General features: G+C 73.6%; 18 protein-coding genes. 4 read left to right on the top strand and 14 right to left on the bottom strand.

Annotated features, from left to right (window positions below; translation table 11 throughout):
- Positions 1-79: 79 nt before the first annotated feature.
- From holA to EDD34_RS21380, 3 genes are all read right to left on the bottom strand, one after another.
- The gene (holA, locus tag EDD34_RS05840) at positions 80-1,099 is read right to left on the bottom strand and encodes a DNA polymerase III subunit delta (RefSeq protein WP_246012209.1); all 1,020 of its coding nucleotides are present in this window, start codon (positions 1,097-1,099) and stop codon (positions 80-82) included.
- Between the two features lie 108 nt (positions 1,100-1,207).
- Entirely contained in the window at positions 1,208-3,817 is a 2,610-nt protein-coding gene (locus EDD34_RS05835) for a ComEC/Rec2 family competence protein (protein ID WP_123813723.1), read from the bottom strand.
- Positions 3,814-4,758: a ComEA family DNA-binding protein gene (locus EDD34_RS21380; protein ID WP_281277747.1), complete on the bottom strand. Its 945-nt coding sequence runs from the start codon at positions 4,756-4,758 to the stop codon at positions 3,814-3,816. Before EDD34_RS21380 ends, EDD34_RS05835 begins: the two co-directional genes overlap by 4 nt.
- Positions 4,759-5,053: 295 nt before the next feature.
- Here EDD34_RS21380 and EDD34_RS05825 point away from each other — a divergent pair, with 295 nt between their 5' ends.
- The gene (locus EDD34_RS05825) at positions 5,054-5,926 is read left to right on the top strand and encodes an alpha/beta fold hydrolase (protein ID WP_123813722.1); all 873 of its coding nucleotides are present in this window, start codon (positions 5,054-5,056) and stop codon (positions 5,924-5,926) included.
- A gap of 7 nt (positions 5,927-5,933) precedes the next feature.
- Here the strand turns inward: EDD34_RS05825 and EDD34_RS05820 are convergent, their stop codons facing one another.
- The gene (locus EDD34_RS05820) at positions 5,934-6,863 is read right to left on the bottom strand and encodes a DegV family protein (RefSeq protein ID WP_123813721.1); all 930 of its coding nucleotides are present in this window, start codon (positions 6,861-6,863) and stop codon (positions 5,934-5,936) included.
- Between the two features lie 174 nt (positions 6,864-7,037).
- Between EDD34_RS05820 and EDD34_RS05815 the strand changes: the two genes are divergently transcribed.
- On the top strand, positions 7,038-8,339 hold the full coding sequence (locus tag EDD34_RS05815; protein WP_123813720.1) for an ATP-grasp domain-containing protein: 1,302 nt from the start codon (positions 7,038-7,040) through the stop codon (positions 8,337-8,339).
- Positions 8,340-8,449: 110 nt separating this feature from the next.
- Here the strand turns inward: EDD34_RS05815 and rpmF are convergent, their stop codons facing one another.
- From rpmF to rpmB, 7 genes are read right to left on the bottom strand one after another with little or no spacing between them, the layout of a single operon-like run.
- Positions 8,450-8,611: a 50S ribosomal protein L32 gene (rpmF, locus tag EDD34_RS05810; RefSeq protein ID WP_123813719.1), complete on the bottom strand. Its 162-nt coding sequence runs from the start codon at positions 8,609-8,611 to the stop codon at positions 8,450-8,452.
- On the bottom strand, positions 8,611-8,964 hold the full coding sequence (locus tag EDD34_RS05805; RefSeq protein WP_123813718.1) for a type B 50S ribosomal protein L31: 354 nt from the start codon (positions 8,962-8,964) through the stop codon (positions 8,611-8,613). The genes rpmF and EDD34_RS05805 overlap by 1 nt, the downstream gene beginning before the upstream one ends.
- Before the next feature lie 3 nt (positions 8,965-8,967).
- Positions 8,968-10,440 carry a zinc metallochaperone AztD gene (gene aztD, locus EDD34_RS05800; RefSeq protein ID WP_246012208.1) on the bottom strand — a complete coding sequence of 491 codons (1,473 nt, stop codon included), beginning with the start codon at positions 10,438-10,440 and terminating at the stop codon, positions 8,968-8,970.
- Complete coding sequence (gene rpmG / locus EDD34_RS05795) at positions 10,437-10,607, bottom strand: 50S ribosomal protein L33 (protein WP_123813717.1); 171 nt, start codon at positions 10,605-10,607, stop codon at positions 10,437-10,439. The genes aztD and rpmG overlap by 4 nt, the downstream gene beginning before the upstream one ends.
- Positions 10,607-10,729, bottom strand: a complete 123-nt coding sequence (gene ykgO / locus EDD34_RS05790) for a type B 50S ribosomal protein L36 (RefSeq protein ID WP_123813716.1) — start codon at positions 10,727-10,729, stop codon at positions 10,607-10,609. The genes rpmG and ykgO overlap by 1 nt, the downstream gene beginning before the upstream one ends.
- Before the next feature lie 40 nt (positions 10,730-10,769).
- Entirely contained in the window at positions 10,770-11,075 is a 306-nt protein-coding gene (gene rpsN, locus EDD34_RS05785; protein ID WP_123813715.1) for a 30S ribosomal protein S14, read from the bottom strand.
- Positions 11,075-11,311, bottom strand: coding sequence for a 50S ribosomal protein L28 (gene rpmB, locus EDD34_RS05780; protein WP_123813714.1), 237 nt, complete (start codon positions 11,309-11,311; stop codon positions 11,075-11,077). The genes rpsN and rpmB overlap by 1 nt, the downstream gene beginning before the upstream one ends.
- Positions 11,312-11,435: 124 nt before the next feature.
- Here rpmB and EDD34_RS05775 point away from each other — a divergent pair, with 124 nt between their 5' ends.
- Positions 11,436-12,596: a GTP-binding protein gene (locus EDD34_RS05775; protein ID WP_123813713.1), complete on the top strand. Its 1,161-nt coding sequence runs from the start codon at positions 11,436-11,438 to the stop codon at positions 12,594-12,596.
- A 36-nt stretch (positions 12,597-12,632) separates the two neighbouring features.
- Here the strand turns inward: EDD34_RS05775 and EDD34_RS05770 are convergent, their stop codons facing one another.
- Positions 12,633-13,220, bottom strand: coding sequence for a helix-turn-helix domain-containing protein (locus tag EDD34_RS05770; protein ID WP_123813712.1), 588 nt, complete (start codon positions 13,218-13,220; stop codon positions 12,633-12,635).
- A gap of 67 nt (positions 13,221-13,287) precedes the next feature.
- Here EDD34_RS05770 and EDD34_RS05765 point away from each other — a divergent pair, with 67 nt between their 5' ends.
- Complete coding sequence (locus tag EDD34_RS05765; RefSeq protein WP_123813711.1) at positions 13,288-14,247, top strand: NAD(P)/FAD-dependent oxidoreductase; 960 nt, start codon at positions 13,288-13,290, stop codon at positions 14,245-14,247.
- A gap of 17 nt (positions 14,248-14,264) precedes the next feature.
- Here the strand turns inward: EDD34_RS05765 and EDD34_RS05760 are convergent, their stop codons facing one another.
- Together EDD34_RS05760 and leuS are read right to left on the bottom strand one after the other, a co-directional pair.
- Positions 14,265-15,476, bottom strand: coding sequence for a YibE/F family protein (locus EDD34_RS05760; protein ID WP_123813710.1), 1,212 nt, complete (start codon positions 15,474-15,476; stop codon positions 14,265-14,267).
- A 145-nt stretch (positions 15,477-15,621) separates the two neighbouring features.
- Positions 15,622-18,669, bottom strand: a complete 3,048-nt coding sequence (gene leuS, locus EDD34_RS05755) for a leucine--tRNA ligase (RefSeq protein WP_123813709.1) — start codon at positions 18,667-18,669, stop codon at positions 15,622-15,624.
- Between the last annotated feature and the right edge of the window lie 57 nt (positions 18,670-18,726).

Genomic DNA, 18,726 nt, shown 5'->3' with positions numbered 1-18,726 from the left:
GCCTGGCACCACCTGCCGGCGACGGCCCACGTCACTCCGCACGATCATTCCCGAGGAGCCCGCCCGAGTATTGTCCGCATCACCCGCGACGAGCCTGGGTTATCGCCAAAACCGCCTTCTCGACCGCGTAGACCGGGTCGCGGGTCTCCCCCTTGACGTCCGCGTCGGCCTGGGCGACAGCGGTGATCGCGGCGGCCAGCCCTTCGGGGGTCCAGCGGCGCAGATCCTTGGTCGCGCGGTCCACCTGCCAGGGCGCCATGCCCAGCTCGCGGGCCGTGATCCCGCCGCCCCGCATCGCGGCGACCTTCGCGAGGTTCCGCAGCCGGACGGCCAGGGCGGCCACGACAGGCACCGGGTCGAGCCCGGTCGAGAGCGCGTGACGCAGGAGCGAGACGGCGGCGCCCGGGTCCCCGGCGACGGCCGCATCGGCCACGCGGAAGCCGGTCGCCTCGACCCTGCCGCCGTAGTACCGGTCGACGGTGGCCTCCGAAATGGTTCCCGTCGTGTCCGCGATGAGCTGGGAGCAGGCGGAGGCCAGCTCACGCAGGTCGTTCCCGAGGCCGTCGACCAGAGCCCGCACGGCGTCCGCGTCCGCCCGCCGGCGGGCGGCCTTGAACTCTCCCGTGACGAACGACGCCTTCTCCGCGTCCCGGGTGATCGGATCGCAGACCATGACGGGCGCACCGGACCTGGTGACGGCGTCGAGCATCTTCTTGCCACGCTGCCCACCCCCGTGCACGACGACGACCGTGGTCACCTCGTCCGGCCTGGCGACGTACGCGACGACGTCCTGGATCAGGTCCTCCGTGCCGGACTCCGCGCCCCGCACGACGACGATCTTCTCCTCCCCGAACAGCGAAGGGCTGGCCGCGACGGTGAGCTGCCCCGCCGTGTAGGTGGCGCCCTCGAGCTCCACCTTCTCCACCTCCGGGTCACGCTCGCGAGCGAGGCGGACGACGCCGTCGACGGCGCGCTCCGTCAGCAGCGGTTCCGCTCCGCGCACCAGGACGACCGGGGCGAGCGCGGGCTCGTCCCACGAACGGCCGGGGGTCTTGGCCGACGGGCGGGAACCGGTCCTGCGACGGGTAGCTGGAGGCACGAGGGAAACTGTAGTTCGGCACTCGGACATCGACGTGGTCGCCGCGCACCGGACGGGTCGGCGACACGGGAGTCGCCGCCCACGATGCTCAGTCGCGGGCCACAACCGTCAGCATCCGCCGACCGCCAGGGAGCCACGGCGGACCGTCAGTCCGAACGTGCCGCACTCGTCGGTGCGCAGCACGGCCGCGCCGACGCCCGCGTACAGGTCGAGCGCCGCGTCCGTCGGGTGTCCGTACCCGTTGTCCTCCCCTGCGGAGACCAGCGCCACGGCCGGGCTCAGCTGCTCGGCCAGTGCCCACGACTGCGTCCGGGACCCGTGATGGGCGACCTTCACGACATCGACGTCCGCGATCCCGCGGCCGCGCATCCGTGCCAGGAGCGCGGCCTGTCCCGCGTCCTCGAGATCGCCGAGCAGCACCACGTCCAGCCCTGCGGCCCGCACGAGCAGCGTGACGCTCGCGTCGTTCACCTCGGCGCCCGAGCGCTCCCCGCCGCTCGGCCGGCCTTCCTCTGACATCGTGCCGAGCTCCGGCCCAGGCGGCCCGGCGAGCAGCACGTCCCAGGTGACGCTTCCCGCCTGCCCGCGCTCGCCCGTCACAGGGGCCCGCGCGGGGACACCGGCCGCCGCCAGTTCGTCCAGGGTCCGTGCCGCGTTGGCCTCCGGTTCCAGCAGCGGGGAGACCAGTGCGGATTTCACGTCGCGTCCGGCGAGCACCGCGGTCAGTCCACCCACATGGTCGGCGTGGAAGTGGCTGAGCACCAGCAGATCCACCCGCGTGACACCGAGCTCGTCGAGGCAGCGACCAGCCGCGTCGCCGTCGGGCCCGACATCCACGACCACCGCCGACACCGGACCCGTACGGACGGCGAACCCGTCGCCCTGCCCGACGTCGCACGCGGCGACCACCCAGTCGTGCGGTATGGCCGAGCGAGCGACCGCGCGCGGCACGATCAGGGCCACGGCTCCGAGCATCACGCTCACGGCCACGATCCCGGCGACCAGGGTCGTTCGCTTCCCCTTGCCGTCGCCGTGCGGCGGGACTCGCCCGGGGACGGAACCGGGGCGCGGCCGAGCTCCTGTCGCGCCGCCCGCGACGGCACGGTAGGTGCGCCGGAACCCGGACCGCACCGCCCGCCGCCAGTCGTCCGGCCATCCCCGAGGCCGCCGGGTCAGTACGAGGGCGAGCACGGCCGCCGTCGCCACACCCAGGAGGAGCGCACCGCCGGGGCCGCCCGGCCAGGGCAGGGCACGGCCGGGCATTTCCGCGGCGTGGAGCGCCACCTGCGCGATCCACCAGGTCGCCCCACTCGCGACCCAGGCCACGAGGTGGGCGCCCCAGGACCACCACGGTGCCAGAACCGTCGCGACGAGGCCGAGCACGGTCGCCGGGACGAGCGCGGGCGTGGCGAGCAGGTTGGCGGGAACCGACACGAGCGACACCTCCGGTTCGAGCAGGACGAGCACCGGTCCGCACGCCACCTGCGCGGCGAGCGGAACGGCCAGCGCGAACGCGAACGCCTTCCCCGTCCACGGCGCGATCCGCGCCACCAGCGGCGGCACGAGCAGCACCAGCCCTGCGGTGGCCGAGGCCGACAACGCGAACCCGAAGGAGCGCGACAGCCACGGATCGGCCACGAGCAGCCCGATCACCGTTCCCGCGAGCGCGGGCACGGACTGGGCGGGGCGGCCGAGCACGAGCCCCACCAGGGCGAACCCGGCCATGGCCGCGGCCCGCAGCACGCTCGGTTCCGGCCGGACCAGGGCGACGAAGGCCGCACCGGCCAGGGCCAGGAGCACCACCCGCGCCCAACGTGGTGCGCCGAGGGTTCCGGCGATGCCGGTCAGCAGGGCGATCACGATCGCGAAGTGCCCGCCCGAGACCGCGGTGATGTGCGTGAGGCCGCTGGCTTTCATGGCCTCCGCCAGCTCGCCGGGCAGACGAGTGGTGTCACCGATCGCCGCCCCGGGTACGAGGCCTCGGGCCTGCGGCGCGAGGTCACCGGTGACCTCCATCAGGGCGTCCCGGTGCCGGTCGAGCAGCCGGAGCGACGCGGGAGGGGCTCGTTGCACGGTCAGGGCGTCCGCGGCCAGCCGTGCGGACTCGCTCCGGCCCGGTTCGGCGGGACGCAGCCCGCCCCGCACGCGCACGACTCCGCCGAACCGCAGGTCCGCCGGGGCGGCGTCATCCGTCCGAGCGTTCCCCGGCTCACCGGCTGCCGGGTTCCACGTCACCACGACTCGGGCACGTGTCGCCGTGGCCACTCCCCGTGCGGCCACCTCGCGAACATCCAGCATGAAACGGACGGTGGCTGTCGGTGTGCCGGCCGAGGCCGGCCTGTCCCACGGGACCGGCTCCGGCTGCGAGACCACCGTTCCCGTCACCTCGCCGGTGAACCCGCGACTCGCCAGGTCCTCGATCGTCGCGGCACGTGCGGTCTTCACGGTGCCGGTCGCGACGACGCCGAGCGAGCACGCGGCGGCGAGTGCCACATGGGCGACACCACTGGTCATGACGCTGCCAGGTCCACGGGTCACGCCGCTGCCGCGCGTCATGCCCCGCAGCGCGACGAGCACGATCACCCCGGCGCCGGCGATCGCCGCGAGCCACCCGCAGGCCACCGCGAGCGCCCAGGCGCCGGCCTGTCCGGTCGTCGCCCAGGCGGCGATCCAGGCGAGTGCGGCGGCGGGCGCCAGCCGCAGGTCGGTGCTTCTCATACGCGCGCCACCGGGCGGATCTGTTCCAGCACGGCCGGTCCGATCCCGGAGACGTCGTCGAGTTCGTCGACCGACGCGAAGGGGCCGTTGGCCGTGCGCCATTCGATGATCCGCTGCGCCAGGGTGGGCCCGATGCCGGGCAGGGTCTCGAGCGTGGCGGCGTCGGCGGTGTTGAGGTCGACGCCTTCGCCGCCCGTTTCCGGGGGTCCTGCGGGGGTCCCGCCCGGCGCACCACCGGTGGCGGCGGGTGTCTCGCCCGGCCGTGGCACGTGGATCTGCTCGCCGTCGGTGACGGGGCGCGCCAGGTTCACCCCGGACAGGTCGGCGTCGCCGGTCGGCCCGCCCGCCGCCTCGACGGCGTCCGCGATGCGCGCGCCGCCGGGCAGTTCGACGAGTCCGGGTTCGCGCACCGCGCCCACCACGTGCGCGACGACGCCGCTGCCCGGCGCGCCCTGGGGGTCGCTACCCGCGAAGGCACCTGCGTCCGAACCGCCGGACCAGGCCGCGCCGCCGTCGGGTCCGGCCTCCGCGCCCGTGCCGCTACCGGTTCCGGTGCCGCGTCCGTTGCCGGTACCCGCCTCACCGCCGGGCCCGCCGCCGGCCTTGGCTTCGCCCGCCACGCCGTCGTCGGCCCCGGTGTCTCCGGCCGATGCGATCGGACGCACGTCCCCGGCGGCCAGCGCGTCCCGTCCCAGCGCGACGGCGCCGGTCAGGCCGGCCAGCAGGAGCACGGCGACGACCGCGACGAGGCCCGGGCGCCCGCCGAGGGCCCAGCGACGCCCCGTGCCGTCGCCGTCCGTTCCGACAGGGTGCCCGTGTGCTGCCGCGTACGCCGTCGCGACCCGGCCCGCGGACCGCCGCTGCCGTAGCCGGTCCACGAGGTCGTCGGTGTCCTCCGGCACCGCCGGCACCGCCGGCATCACGTCCGTGTCTGCTCTCATGCCCCGACGCTAGGCAGGGACGACACGGCTGCAGGAGGCACCCGAGGCAGCCTGTGCACGGGTGCGGCGATCCACAGCAGGTGGTCGACGTCTCTTCCGCACGGTCCCGGGGGCAGGGGCGCACCTCGAACGGCGATTCCGGGCAGTTTTCTTCGGCCGCACGCCGAGCGCGCGATCCTCTGGCCGTCTCGGCAGAATGACGACGAGAAGCACCGATGAGTTCCGCGTCCCACCGGCGTCAACCTCGATGAACCGGCCGACGCACCGTCGTCCGGACCCAGAAGGAGATCCTCCGATGCCCGAGAAGAAGACCCTCACCCTCGACGCCCCCGGCGCCGTCCTCGCCTACGACGTGCGCGAGCCGGCGACGCCGTCCGACGCTCCTCCGCTCGTGGTCATCGGTCTGCCGATGGGGGCGCACGGCTTCGACAGCCTCGCCGAGCACGTCACCGACCGCGTGGTGGTCACGTACGACCCACGCGGCGTGGAACGCAGCACCCGCGAACCTGGCAGCGGTACGGGCTCCGCGGACCACGTCGGCGATGTGGTCCGGGTGATCGAGGCCACCGCCGGAGGCACGCCTGTCGATCTCCTGGGATCGAGCGGTGGCGCGGTCATCGCGCTCGAACTCGCCGCCGCCCACCCGGACCTGCTGCGCACCGTCGTGGCGCACGAACCCCCGTTGCCGGAGCTCCTGCCCGACCGTGACGTCATCGTCGCCGCCATGCAGGACATCCACGACACGTACCAGGCCAAGGGGTCGGGTCATGCGATGGCGAAGTTCATCGCGCTCGTCATGGAGCCCGGCGAGCTGAGCCCTGAGTACCTCGACCGCCCCGCCCCCGACCCGGCGGCCTTCGGGATGCCCGCCGATGACGACGGCGCCCGTGACGACGTGATGTTCTCGTCCAGCATGGTGTGGATGCCACGCCACCGCCCCGACTGGGACGCCCTGGCCGGGTCGGTACAGCGCGTCGTGATCGGCGTGGGCGCCGACACCGGTGAGGAGATCACCGGGCGCACCTCCCGCAGCATCGCACGACGCCTCGGCCAGGAGGCGACCGTCTTCCCCGGTGGCCACAACGGCTTCTCGGGCGGCGAGTACGGCCATCCGGGTGGTGACCCGGCCGGCTTCGCGGCCACGCTCCGGAAGGTCCTCGACGCCTGAGCGACCGTCAGTGCTGGTGGCCGCCGAGGTCGGCGACGACGACGGCGAGCGTCCCCGGGCCGACGTGGACACCGATGACCGCGCTGATGTCGGAGATCTCCACCTCGGCCCGGGTGCGCGTGCGCAGGCGCCCCGCCAGCGTGCGGGCGCGGTCCGGCGCCCCGAAGTGCTGCACGCCCACCACCGGCCGGTTCGCGACCTCGATGGACTCGCCCGCCAGGTCGAGCAGGCGCTCCATCCCGGCCGCGCGGGTACGGACGCGCTGGGCGAGCTCGATCCGGCCGTCGCGCATCGTCAGGATCGGACGGACACCGAGGACGGTGCCGAGCGCGGCCACCGGGCCCGACAGGCGCCCGCCACGGCGCAGGTGTTCCAGGGTGTCGACCATGAACACGGAGGTCGAGGAGTCCGCCACCTCACGTGCCCGCGCCGCGACGTGCGCGACGTCGCACCCGGCCGCCGCGCATTCCGCGGCCGCGCGTGCGGCGAACCCGAGGCCGGGCCCGACGGTCCGGGAGTCGACGACGCGCACCGCCAGCGGTGACCGTGCCGCGGCAGCGCTCGCCGCGCCGACCGTGCCGGACAGCTCGCCCGACAGGTGCAGGGAGACGATCGCATGGGCGCCCTCGTCGGCGAGGCCCCGGTACGTCGCGGCGAAGCGCTCCGGTGACGGCTGGGACGTGGTGACACGAGCGCCGTCGTCGAGCAGGCGGACGACGTCGGCGGCGGTGATGTCCACGCCCTCGTCGTAGGACTCGCGCTCGGTCACCACCCGCAACGGGACGACTCGTGGCCCGGGCGCCCGGGTGTCCAGCGGCAGGCCCGACGTCGAATCGGTGACGACACGGACGGCCTGGCTCGGGTCCGGCCTCCGGCCGCGAGCGTGGGACAGCCGGTTCCCCGCGCGGGGCTCGGTGTGTCGACGGAAAAGTGGCATGGCCGGGCGATTCTATCGGCACATCGCCGGCCGCCGCCCGGATCCCTGCGCCGCGAGCTGCCCCCTCCGGGGCCACCGCCCCGGCCAACCACCCCCGATGGTGAGAATGAATCTCAAGATCGCGATACGATCCTGCGCGAATCGTTCCGACGAGCCAAGGAAGGCCCTCCTCCCGTGCCCACCCTGCTGATGATCGAGAGCTGGCTGCAGTCCACCGGCCTGAGCCTCCCGCCGCTACTACGCTCGCTCGGGCACGAATACGTGCTGGTCACCCGCGATCCGCAGGTCTACACGCTGCCGGGCGGCGGCACGCACCCGGTGCTCGCCCTCGCCGCCGAGGTCGTCGTCGCCGAGACCAACGACGACGACGCCGTGGTCGCCGCCGCCCGTCGCGTCGCCGCCCGGCACGACCTCGGCGGAGTGCTGACCACCTGCGACTACTACCTGCCGACGGTCGCGGTCGTGGCCGAGGCGATCGGGCTTCCCGGATCTCCCGCAGGCGTGCTGCGCACCGCGACCAACAAGCACCTGGTCCGGGCGGCCGTGGCACGGGCGGGCATCCCCGATGTCCCGCACGCGGTGGGCGCCACCTGGGACGAGACGCGCGCCGCGGCGGCAACGCTGGGCTACCCGGTCGTCGTCAAGCCCGTCGACCTGAACTCCGGCACCGCCGTGCGGCGGGTCGCCGACGAAACCGCGCTGGCCGACGCGTTCACCGAGATCACCGGCCCCGAGCGGAACACCCGCGACCAGCCGCTGGCCCGCCTGGCCCTGGTCGAGCGGGTGCTGGACGGGCCCGAGTACAGCGTCGAGGCGGTGACCCGCGACGGCGTGACCACCGTGCTGGGCGTCACGGCCAAATCGGTGACCGAGGTGAGCCGCCCGGTCGCGGGCGGCGCGGACGCCGTCGGCTACGTGGAGAGCGGCCACGACTTCCCCGCCGCGCTCGACGGCGCCGCCCGTACGGCGATCACCGCGCACGTCGCGCGCGTGCTCGGAGCCGTCGGCTACACCCACGGCATCAGCCACACCGAGGTGCGGCTCACCGCCGACGGACCACGCCTGGTCGAGCTCAACCCGCGGCAGGGCGGCGGGTACATCTTCGACCTGGTGCGGCTCGTGACGGGCTACGACCCGCTGCGCGTCCTGACCGATCTCGCCCTGGGCCGTGAGCCCACCGCGGAGACACCGGCCGCCGGGAGCGCCGCCGTACGGTTCCTGCTCGCCCCGGAGGACGGATTCCTCTCCGGGGTGTCCGGTGCCGACGCGCTGCCCGACGATCCCCGTGTGTTCGCCCACGACCTGCCCCGCCCGGGCACGGTGCTCCGCGCGGCGGACAACAACGACCGGATCGGCCACGTGGTGGTGGCGGACCGCGACGGCGACCGCGCGAGCACCTGGGCGGACGAGATCCTGGACAGCCTGACCATGAAGGTCGGCCACGACGCACCCCTCCCGGCACACGTGCACTCCTGAGCCGCGCGGTCGGCAGGTTGTCGACCGGTCGGCAGGCTGTCGAGGAGTTGGTCCGGTGGCCGCGGTCCAGGACTCCCGCCCCGGACCGCGGCCACGCTTTCAACGACCGGTCACAGCAACCCGCGGCGGGCGGCGCGAGACAGGCGCCGCGGCACCCGCACCACACTCCCGTCCGGGGTCGTGACCGCGACGAGCTCCGGCAGGCTCGTCGTCCACTGCGCACGGCGGGACCTCGTCCGGGACCGTGACATCTTCCGCTTCGGGACGGCCATCAGGCACGTTCCTTCTCACGGGGCCCGCCGTCGGCAGCCACGCCACCGGACGCGCCGCCGCCGGACGTGTTCTGCGTCGCGCCGCGTGCGCCGTACCGCTGGCGGAACCTCTCCACGCGCCCGGCGGTGTCGACCACGCGGGAGCTGCCCGTCCAGAACGGGTGGCTCGCGCTGGAGACATCGACGTCGACCACCGGGTAGGTGTTGCCGTCCTCCCACTCGATCGTGGCGTCCGGCCGGCCCGGTCCTGCCTCGGCCCGGCCGGCCAGGGTGGACCGCGTCAGGAACGCGAAGCCTGCGCTCCGGTCCCGGAACACCACCTGCCCGTACTCGGGGTGAATGCCCTGCTTCATCTGTCAGCCCTCCTGTTGCTCGTCGTGCTCGTCGTGCTCGTCGTCCTCGTGGGCGTCGTCCTCGTGTCCGTCACCCTCATGGGCGTCGTCCCCGTGCCTGTCGTCCTCGTGCCCGGCACCCTCACCCTCGTGGTCGTGCCCCTCGTGGGCGTCGTGCTCGGGCGCCTCGCCCATCACGCCCGCGATCTCGTTCGCCGCCACGCCGAGCTGCGCCGACTTCCACACCTCGCCGGTCTCGACGTCCACGGCGTGGATGGCGTCGTTCGCCGGGTCGGTCACGTAGACGGACCCGTCCAGCGCCAGGATCGCCGGGCGCGGCTCCTGCCACTCGAGCGGCTCCTCCCAGGCGTCGATCACCTCGATCGAGTCGGTGAGCTTCCCCTTCTCGGGGTCGATCACGTGCACCCGGCCGTCGGTGCCGAGGATTAGCGCCTCGCCGTCGTCCCCGCGCGCGAGGGACCGGAACGTGTACGACGACGGCAGGTCCACCAGGGTCAGCTCGCCCGACCGCGTATCGATCAGGGAGACCCGCTCCGGGCGCTCCAGCTCGGCGTCCCGGTCCACCTTGTAGTCGCCGAGCACCACCGGCGACTCCTCGGACCCCGCCTGGTTCCCGATCCGCCCGTAGGAGTCGGGTGCGTCCACCTTGGTGATCTCGCCGTCACGCACCAGGATCGCGCCGTCCTCGCAGCCGATCAGCACCGCCTCGTCGGCTGCCATGGCCTCGCCGTGCACCCCGGGGCACTCGTCGCTCGCGGCGATCTCCTCGCCGTCGGCGTCCAGCACGCGGATGCCGGTGCGCTCGTCCTCGGTCCCCTCGGAGACCACGAGCGTGTCGTCGCCGAGTTCGACCGCCACCCCGTGGTGCGGGGTCGGGAGGGTCTCGGCCCGCGCGACCTCGCCGTCGGCCACGTGGTCGGCGTCCAGGACGGAGATCTGCCCGGTGCCGTCGTCGAACAGCGCCGTCCGCCCTTCGTGGACGACGACGTGGCCCGGCTCGGTGGCCGGGTACGTCACGTCCGTCAGGGCCGGGTCCGCAGTCCGGTAGTGCGCGTGGTCGCCGTGTGCCGCGGCCCATGTCCCCAGGTCCAGGACCTGGAAACCGCCCGTGGTCGACACCATCAGATGGCGCTCGTCACCGGCCGGGTTGAGCCGGTTGAAGCCGTCGAGCGGGATGTCGCCGACCTCCTCCAGGCTGAGCGCGTCGAGCACCTTGACACCGCCGTCGTACGTGACGGCGATGCGCGCGGTACGCGACTGCGACTCCGTGGCCGCGCGGCTCTCCGAGGCCGACGGCGTCGCCGCGGCTCCGTCCGCACCGGCCGAGCCGGCCGGCGCGCAGGCGCCGAGCAGCACCAGCGGGATCGCGGCCGCTACCGCCGTGGCGGCCCGGCGGGCGGGAGCGGACGTCGCCGCACCGGCCCGCCGGTAGGGAACCGCGGCCCGCCGGGGACGGGAGAGGGGCAGGGGGTTCATCGGGACTCCTTGAACTCGACGTGGCGCCGGACCACCGGGTCGTACTTGCGCAGCACGAGCCGGTCCGGGTCGTTGCGCCGGTTCTTGCGGGTGACATAGGTGAAGCTGGTCCCCGCGGTGGAGACCATGCGGATGATCGGGCGCACGTCGGCGCGCTTCGTGGCCATCAGCCCTGCCTCGCCTTCCAGCGCGGGTTGAGCTTGTTGATCACGAAGGTCCTGCCGCGACGGCGGACCACCTTCGCGCCGGGCTTGTCCTTCAGGGAGCGCAGTGAGGCACGCACCTTCATCTCAGTTCTCCTTCTTCTCTCCGTGGTCGGACGGCGGGGATCACCAGCTGGACTTGGTGACGCCCGGGAGCTCGCCGCGGTGCGCCATCTCGCGCACGCGGATCCTCGAGAGCCCGAACTTCCGCAGGTGAGCACGCGGCCGGCCGTCGACGACGTCGCGGTTGCGCACGCGCGTGGCACTCGCGTCGCGCGGCTGGCGCCGGAGCTCGGCGGTGGCCACGGCCTTCTCCTCCTCGGAAGCGGCCGGCGACGCGATCACCCGCTTGAGCTCAGCGCGGCGCCCGGCGTACCTCGCGACGACCGCACGGCGCCGCTCGTCGGCGGCGATCTTCGACTTCTTGGCCATCAGACCTTCTCCCCGCGGGCGAGAATCCCGGCCACCACGACGTCGATCCCCCGCCGGTCGATCGTCTTGATGCCCTTCGCGCTCACGCGCAACGTGACGTGCCGCCCGAGGGACGGCACCCAGTAGCGCTTCTTCTGGATGTTGGGGTTCCAGCGGCGCTTGGTGCGCCGATGGGAGTGCGACACCGAGTTCCCGAACCCGGGCTTGGTGCCGAGCACCTGGCAGACGGCCGACATGACTACCTCTCCTTGCTCATGACAATCGTTCTCAAACTCGGGGTACAGTACCCGCATTGAGAATGGTTATCAACTGTGCGCGGGGTGCCACCGGCGCCCGCACGCCGAACGCAAGGAGGTCCGCATGCCCCACCACACCGCCGACCGGCGCGTCCCGATCAGCGTGCTCGCGTCGGTCGATCCCGTCCTGCGCGACTCCGCCGTGCTCGGGCTGGTCGTCGACGCGCCCGGCACCGTGGCGCTGCGGCACGACATCCTCGCCGACGAGGGCCTGATCCGGCGCGTGGTGGTCGACGCGTCCGGTGTCGTCGAACAGGTGCTCGTACCGCTCGAGCACGCCTGCCTGTCCTGCGCCGTGCGGGAGGACGCACTCCCCGCGCTCGCGGCTCTCACCGAGGACGGACGCTGGACCGACGTGATCATGGCGCTACCCGTGAGCGCGGAATCCCTGCCCGTCACGCGCGCGCTCGCCGCCGAGACGGCCCGCGGCGGACTGCTGGACGGAGCACGCATCGCGACGGCCGCGACCGTCGCGGACGTCGAGACGTTCGAGCACGACCTCCTCGCCGCCGACCTCCTCGCCGAGCGCGGCATCGCCCTGACCCCCGACGACGACCGGTCCGTGGGCGAGGCTCTCGCCGCCCAGGTCGAGCACGCCGACGTGATCGTCGCCGCCGGAGAGGCCGCCGCGGCCCCCACCGGTTCCGGACTCATCGACCGGATCCGCGCCGAGGACTCCAGCCGCGTCGACGGCCTGCACGGCGTCACGGCCGCGGAACTCGCGGCCGGCCGGTACGACCCCGTCCGCGGCGAGCGCCGCAGCAACCCGCTCGGGGCGCGGCGCGCACCCGGCACCGGGCGCGGCGGGCGAGCCGCGGGCGACCGGAGCTGGACCCTCGAACTACGCTCCGACCGCCCGTTCCACCCCCAGCGCCTGCTGGACCGCATCGAGGACCTCGGCACGGGACGGATGCGCAGCCGCGGCGTCTTCCACGTGGTGGACCGCCCGCTGTCCGCGTGCCTGTGGGACGGCGCCGGGGGTCAGCTCTTCCTGGGTGACCTCGGCAGCTGGGACGAGGCCGCGGCGTCCGCCGAACCGCACACGCGGATCGTCGTCGTCGGATCCGCGGACGACGCCGGCCCGGACGCGGAGCAGGACGTCCGCCACGACCTGGTCGACGCCTTCCACGACGCCCTCGTCCGCCCGGACGAGATCGCCGACGGCGGCCTGTCCTGGCTCGGGCGACAGGACGTCCTGGGCCCCTGGCTCGGCTCGCGCTCCTGACCTGCGCCGGCGCTCATGCCGCTCCCCACCCGTCCGTCACACCGGCTCCTCCCGGCCGCCCTCCGCGCCGGAGGGATCGGTCCGGGTGTGGATGCGGGCGCCGTCGTCGTTGAAGATGCTGATCACCTGGGCCGGTTTGCCCCCGGTGGCGCTCAGGGCGTGCGGTGTGCGCGTGTCGAACTCGGCGGCCTCGCCGCGGGTGAGCACCAGGTCCTGCTCGCCGAGCCGCAGGCGCAGCCTGCCGCTGAGCACGTAGAGCCACTCGTAGCCGTCGTGCACGCGCTGCTCCGGCAGGGTGGTCACGGGCGGATAGGTGATCTTGTAGGTGTGGATCGCCGAGCCCTCGGGAGCGAGCGGGGCGATGATCAGCCCGTCGCGCCGGATCACCGGCCGCCGGACGCGCGGATCGGTGTCCTCGGGCGGCAGCAGGTCGTCCACGCGGATCCCGAGCCGGCGGGTCAGCGGCAGCAACAGCTCCAGGCTCGCCTGGCGCTTCCCGGACTCCAGCCGGGAGAGCGTGCTGGCCGACATGCCGGCGCGTGCGGCCAGGTCGTCCAAGGTCCAGCCCCGTGCGCGGCGGGCGGCGCGGAGCCGCGGGCCGACCTGTCCCAGGTCCTCCGACATCGGTACCTCCTTGCCAATACCGCAAGATTGCTTGCAGGCAGCCTAGCGCCTCGGTGAGGGTTGTCGCATGAACGAGACATGGGACGTGATCGTGATCGGCGGCGGCGCGGCAGGACTGTCGTCGGCGCTGATGCTGGGCCGGGCCCGGCGCCGGGTCCTCGTGGTCGACGCCGGAAGCCCGCGCAACCGCTTCGCCGCGCACATGCACGGCGTGCTGGGCAACGAGGGAACCGACCCGGCCGAACTGCTGGCCCGCGGACGGCGGGAGGCGGCCGGCTACGGCGTCGAGATCCGCGGCGGCCGGGTGGACCGGGTGGACGAGACGAGCGGCGCCGTGACCGTCGCCCTCGACGACGGGACGAGCCTGTCGGCCCGGGCCCTCGTCGTCGCCACCGGCATGACCGACACCCTCCCGGAGGTGCCCGGCCTGGCCGAGCGCTGGGGCAAGACCGTGCTGCACTGCCCGTACTGCCACGGCTGGGAGGTGCGGGACCGGCGCCTCGGCGTGCTCGTGACCTCCCCGACGGACCTGCACCGCGCACAGCTCGTACGGCAGTGGAGCGAGGACGTCGTGGTGTTCACCGGCGCCGTCGGCGCACTCGATCCCGGCGCCGAGGCGCGGCTCCGCGCCCGCGGGGTCGAGTTCGTCGCCTCGCCCGTCACCGAGGTGCTCGGCGAGGGTGAGACCATCACCGGGGTGCGCACCGAGGACGGCGCGCTCGTCCCGGTGGACGCGATCTTCTCCGGCGGGCGGCCGGAGCCGCACGACGCGTTCCTCGCCCACCTGGGCCTGTCCCGGACCGACACACCCGCGGGAAGTTTCATCGAGGTGGACGAGACGGGCCGGACGAGCGCCGAGCGCATCTGGGCGGTCGGCAACGTGGTGAACCCCGCCGCGACGGTACCGATGGCCATCGGAGCGGGCGCGAGCACCGGGGGCGCCGTGAACATGGCCCTCGTCACCGAGGACTTCGACCTCGCCGTCGCGGCCACGAGCGGAACGGCGGTGGTTCAGCGGGACGCCTGACCACTCCGGCCGGCCGGTCAGGCCCCTGGGGGCCCGGGCACCGGTGTCCGGGCCGGCGGGCCGGCCGGCTCCGGGGCCGGCTCCCGCGCCGGACCCGGCACCGCCAGCGCGGCGATCGCCGTCGTGATCGGGATCGCCAGGACCAGCCCGATCGAGCCCACCAGCGTCCGGACCACCTCCTCCGCGATCTCGCCCGACGTCAGCGCCAGTACCGGCGACTGGTCCACCAGCGAGACCATCATGAGCAGCGGCAGCGCCGCGCCCACGTAGGCGAACGCGATCGTGTAGACGGTCGAGGCGATGTGGTCGCGCCCGATCCGCATCGCGCGCGCGAACAGCACGTGCCGTGGCGCGCCGGGCGCGACCTCACGCAACTCCCACACGGCCGACGCCTGCGTGATCGTGACGTCGTTGAGCACCCCCATCCCCGCGAGCACGAGCCCGCACAACGCGACACCGCGCAGGTCCGTCAGGGGTGCCTCGGTCAGGAGGAACTGGGCGTCGTGGTCGGCCGCGCCGAGGTAGGTGGCGCCCGCCGCCCAGACCCCGATCCCCGCCGTCAGCGCCAGCCCGAGCAGCGTCCCGAGCAGCGCCGCCGAGGTCCGTGCGCTCAGACCGTGCGCCAGATAGAGCGTCACGAACATCACCAGCGACGACGTCACCAGCGCCACGCCCAGCGCGGACTCGCCCGTGAGCAGCGCGGGCATGGTGAAGCCGAGGAACACGGCGAACGCGATGCCGAGCCCGGCGAGCGCCGCCAGCCCTCGCCACCGGGCCACGGCCAGCACCACGACGGCGTACGCGGCGGCCAGCCAGCCGACGGGCACCTTGCGCTGGTGGTCCTTGAACACCAGCGGGTCCGGCGACATCGGCGAGACGGTCGAGATGTCCACGGCAACGATCCGGTCGCCCGGGTTCAGGGGCACCGAGGGTCCGGGCGACGCCATCGTGGTCTCCTCGCCGCCGGCCAGGCGCACCCGGACGCTCGCGCCGTCGGGCGGGGCCTCGAGCACCGTGGCGTCGACCGTCGTCGCCCCCTCCACGACCGCCGGTATCCGCTCGGGGACGGCTCCGCCGTCGGGCCACAGCAGGAACAGTCCCGCGAGCGTGGCGAGCATCGCCGGGATCAGCGCCGCGGCCAGGACACCCCTGGTCCGGGCGGATGCCGGCGCCACCGGGCCGCCGTGTGCGTGCGAGTGGGACGGGGGGTCGAGGACGGACTGCGCCATGGCGGCATGCTGCCACGTCGGGCGGCCTCGGACATGCCCGTGGCGTGGTCGGCCGGACGTCGGGTGGGCGGCCGGACGTCGGGGCGTCGGTCCCTCGGGAACCGACGACCCGGCATCCGGGCGGTCACCCGGCCCGCACGACCCGTCAGGCCGGCACGATGTTGACCAGCTTCGGTGCCCGCACGATCACCTTGCGGACCTCGCGGCCGTCCAGGAACCGGACCACGTTCGGCTCGGCCAGGGCCGAGGCCTCCAGGTCCGCCTCGGAGATGTCCGGCGCGACCTCCATCTTGGCGCGCACCTTGCCCTGCACCTGGACCACGCAGGTCACGGTCTCGGCCACCAGGTACGCCTCGTCCGCGACCGGGAAGGGCTCGTGCGCCAGCGACTCGGTGTGCCCCAGCCGCTCCCACAGCTCCTCGGCGATGTGCGGCGCCACCGGTGCCGTCATGAGGACCAGCGGCTCCACCGCCGCGCGCGGCACGCTGTCCAGACCGGTCAGATGGTTGTTCAGCGTGATCAGCTTCGCGATCGCCGTGTTGGGGCGCATGCCCTCCATCTCCGTGCGCACGTCCGCGATGGTGCGGTGCAGCGCGCGCAGGGTCCCCGCGTCCGGAGCGTCGTCGGACACCGTGACCTCGCCGGTCTCCTCCGAGACGACGTTGCGCCACAGCCGCTGCAGGAACCGCTGCGAGCCGACGACGTCGCGCGTGTTCCAGGGCCGCGACTGGTCCAGCGGCCCCATCGACATCTCGTACACGCGGAACGTGTCGGCGCCGTAGGCCTCGTACATGTCGTCCGGCGAGACGACGTTCTTCAGCGACTTGCCGATCTTTCCGTACTCGCGGTTGACCGGCTGCCCCTGCCAGGTGAAGCCGGACTGCTCGTCACCCTCGACCTCCTCGGCGGGGACGTACGCCCCGCGCGAGTCGGTGTACGCGTAGGCCTGGATGTAGCCCTGGTTGAACAGCTTGCCGAACGGCTCCAGGCTCGACACGTAGCCCAGGTCGAACAGGACCTTGTGCCAGAACCGCGCGTACAGCAGGTGCAGCACGGCGTGCTCGACGCCGCCCACGTACAGGTCGACGCCGCCCGCCGGGCCCGACGTCGCGTTGTGCCGCGGCCCCATCCAGTACTTCTCCAGCGTGGGGTCGACGGCGTGCCGGGTGTCGGCCGGGTCCAGGTAGCGCAGGTAGTACCAGCACGATCCCGCCCAGTTCGGCATGGTGTTCGTGTCGCGGCGGTACTGCCGCGGGCCCTCGCCCAGGTCCAGGGTGACGTTCACCCAGTCCTCGTTGCGGCCCAGCGGCGCCTCCGGCTCGGAGTGCACGTCGTCGGGCTCGAAGGTGCGCGGTGCGTAGTCCGGCACGTCCGGCAGGTCGACCGGCAGCATGCTGTCCGGGACGGCGACCGGGCGGTCGTTCTCGTCCCACACGACCGGGAACGGCTCGCCCCAGTACCGCTGCCGGGAGAACAGCCAGTCGTTCAGGCGGTACGTGGTGGTGCCCTGCCCGACGCCGTTCTCGCCCAGCCAGGTGATGATCCTGGCCTTGGCCTCGTCGACGCCCAGGCCGTCCAGGCTCAGCGCGTCGTTCGACGAGTTGATCGCGACGCCCTCGCCGGCGTAGGCACCCTCGAAGTCGTCCGGCAGGCCGCCGGCGGGGGCGACGGTGTAGATCACCGGCAGGTCGTACGCCCGGGCGAACTCGAAGTCGCGCTCGTCGCCGCCGGGAACCGCCATGATCGCGCCGGTGCCGTAGCCCATCAGGACGTAGTCCGCGGTGAAGACCGGGATGTGGGTGCCGGTCACGGGGTTCACGGCCAGGTGACCGGTGAAGACGCCCGTCTTCTTGCCGGCGTCGGCCTGGCGCTCGACCGCGCTCTTGCCCGAGGCCTCCTGGCGGTACGCGGCCACGGCCACCGCGGGGCTGTCGTGCCCGCCGGTCCAGGCGCTCTTGGTGCCGTCCGGCCAGGCGACCGGGACCTCGTCCAGCAGCGGGTGCTCGGGCGCCACCACCATGAACGTGGCGCCGAACAGGGTGTCCGGCCGGGTGGTGAAGACCTCGATCTCCTCGCCCGCGCCCGCGGCGTCGTTGTCCGCGGTGCCGACGACGTCGAACCGCACGTGCGCGCCGTGCGAGCGGCCGATCCAGTTGCGCTGCATCGCCTTGACCTTGTCCGGCCAGTCGATCAGCTCCAGGTCGTCCGTCAGCCGGTCCGCGTACGCGGTGATGCGCATCTTCCACTGGCGCAGGTTCTTGGTGAACACGGGGAAGTTGCCACGCTCGGACCGCCCCTCGCTCGTGACCTCCTCGTTCGCCAGGACGGTGCCCAGGCCGGGACACCAGTTCACCGGCGAGGAGTCCACGTACGCCAGACGCTGGGCGTCGACGACGTCGCGCCGCTCGCCCTCGCTCAGAGCGGTCCAGACCGCACCGCCGGCGTTGTCGCCGTCGTGCCCGGGCACGGGGCGGGTACCGGCGGCCAGTTCGTCGCGCAGCTCGGAGATGCGGCGGGCGCGCCCCGTGCCGGTGCCGCCCGGGGCGGGCTCGGCGTCGGGGTCGTACCAGGAGTCGAAGATCTGCAGGAAGATCCACTGCGTCCAGCGCACGTACTCGGGGTCGATGGTGGCGAACGAGCGGCGCTGGTCGTGCGCCAGGCCGGCGCGGCGCAGCTGGCGCCGGTAGGTGACCATGTTGCGTTCCGTCACGCCGCGCGGGTGCTCGCCCGTGGCGACGGCGTACTGCTCGGCCGGCAGCCCGAAGGCGTCGAAGCCCATGGTGTGCAGCACGTTGTCGCCGCACATGCGCCGGAACCGGCCCACCACGTCCGTGGCGATGAAGCCCAGCGGGTGCCCCACGTGCAGGCCCGCGCCCGAGGGGTACGGGAACATGTCCATGATGAAGTAGGGGCTGCCCGAGGCGTTCGCGCCGTCCGGCCCGACCAGGTCACCCGAGGGGTTCGCGGCGTGGAACGTGCCGCGCTCCTCCCACCGGTCCTGCCAGCGCAGTTCGATCTCCTGCGCGAGCGCCGGGGTGTAGCGGTGGCGGGGGCCTTCGGGTGCGGATGTGGTGCGTTCAGCGGCGGGGGTCGTCACCTGCGGGATTCTACCGACCGGCCGGGGCACGGACCTGATCTGGCCGGTGACCGGGCTCGCCGGGGTTCCGGCGGTAGCCGGAGTCGTGTGGGTCATGATCGCTGCTCCATCTGCGGGATCTGCGTGATCGGGTCCGGGCACGAAAAAGCCCCC

This window comes from Myceligenerans xiligouense (genome assembly GCF_003814695.1).
GTDB lineage: Bacteria > Actinomycetota > Actinomycetes > Actinomycetales > Cellulomonadaceae > Myceligenerans > Myceligenerans xiligouense.
This window is presented reverse-complemented; position numbering and strand designations above follow the sequence as displayed.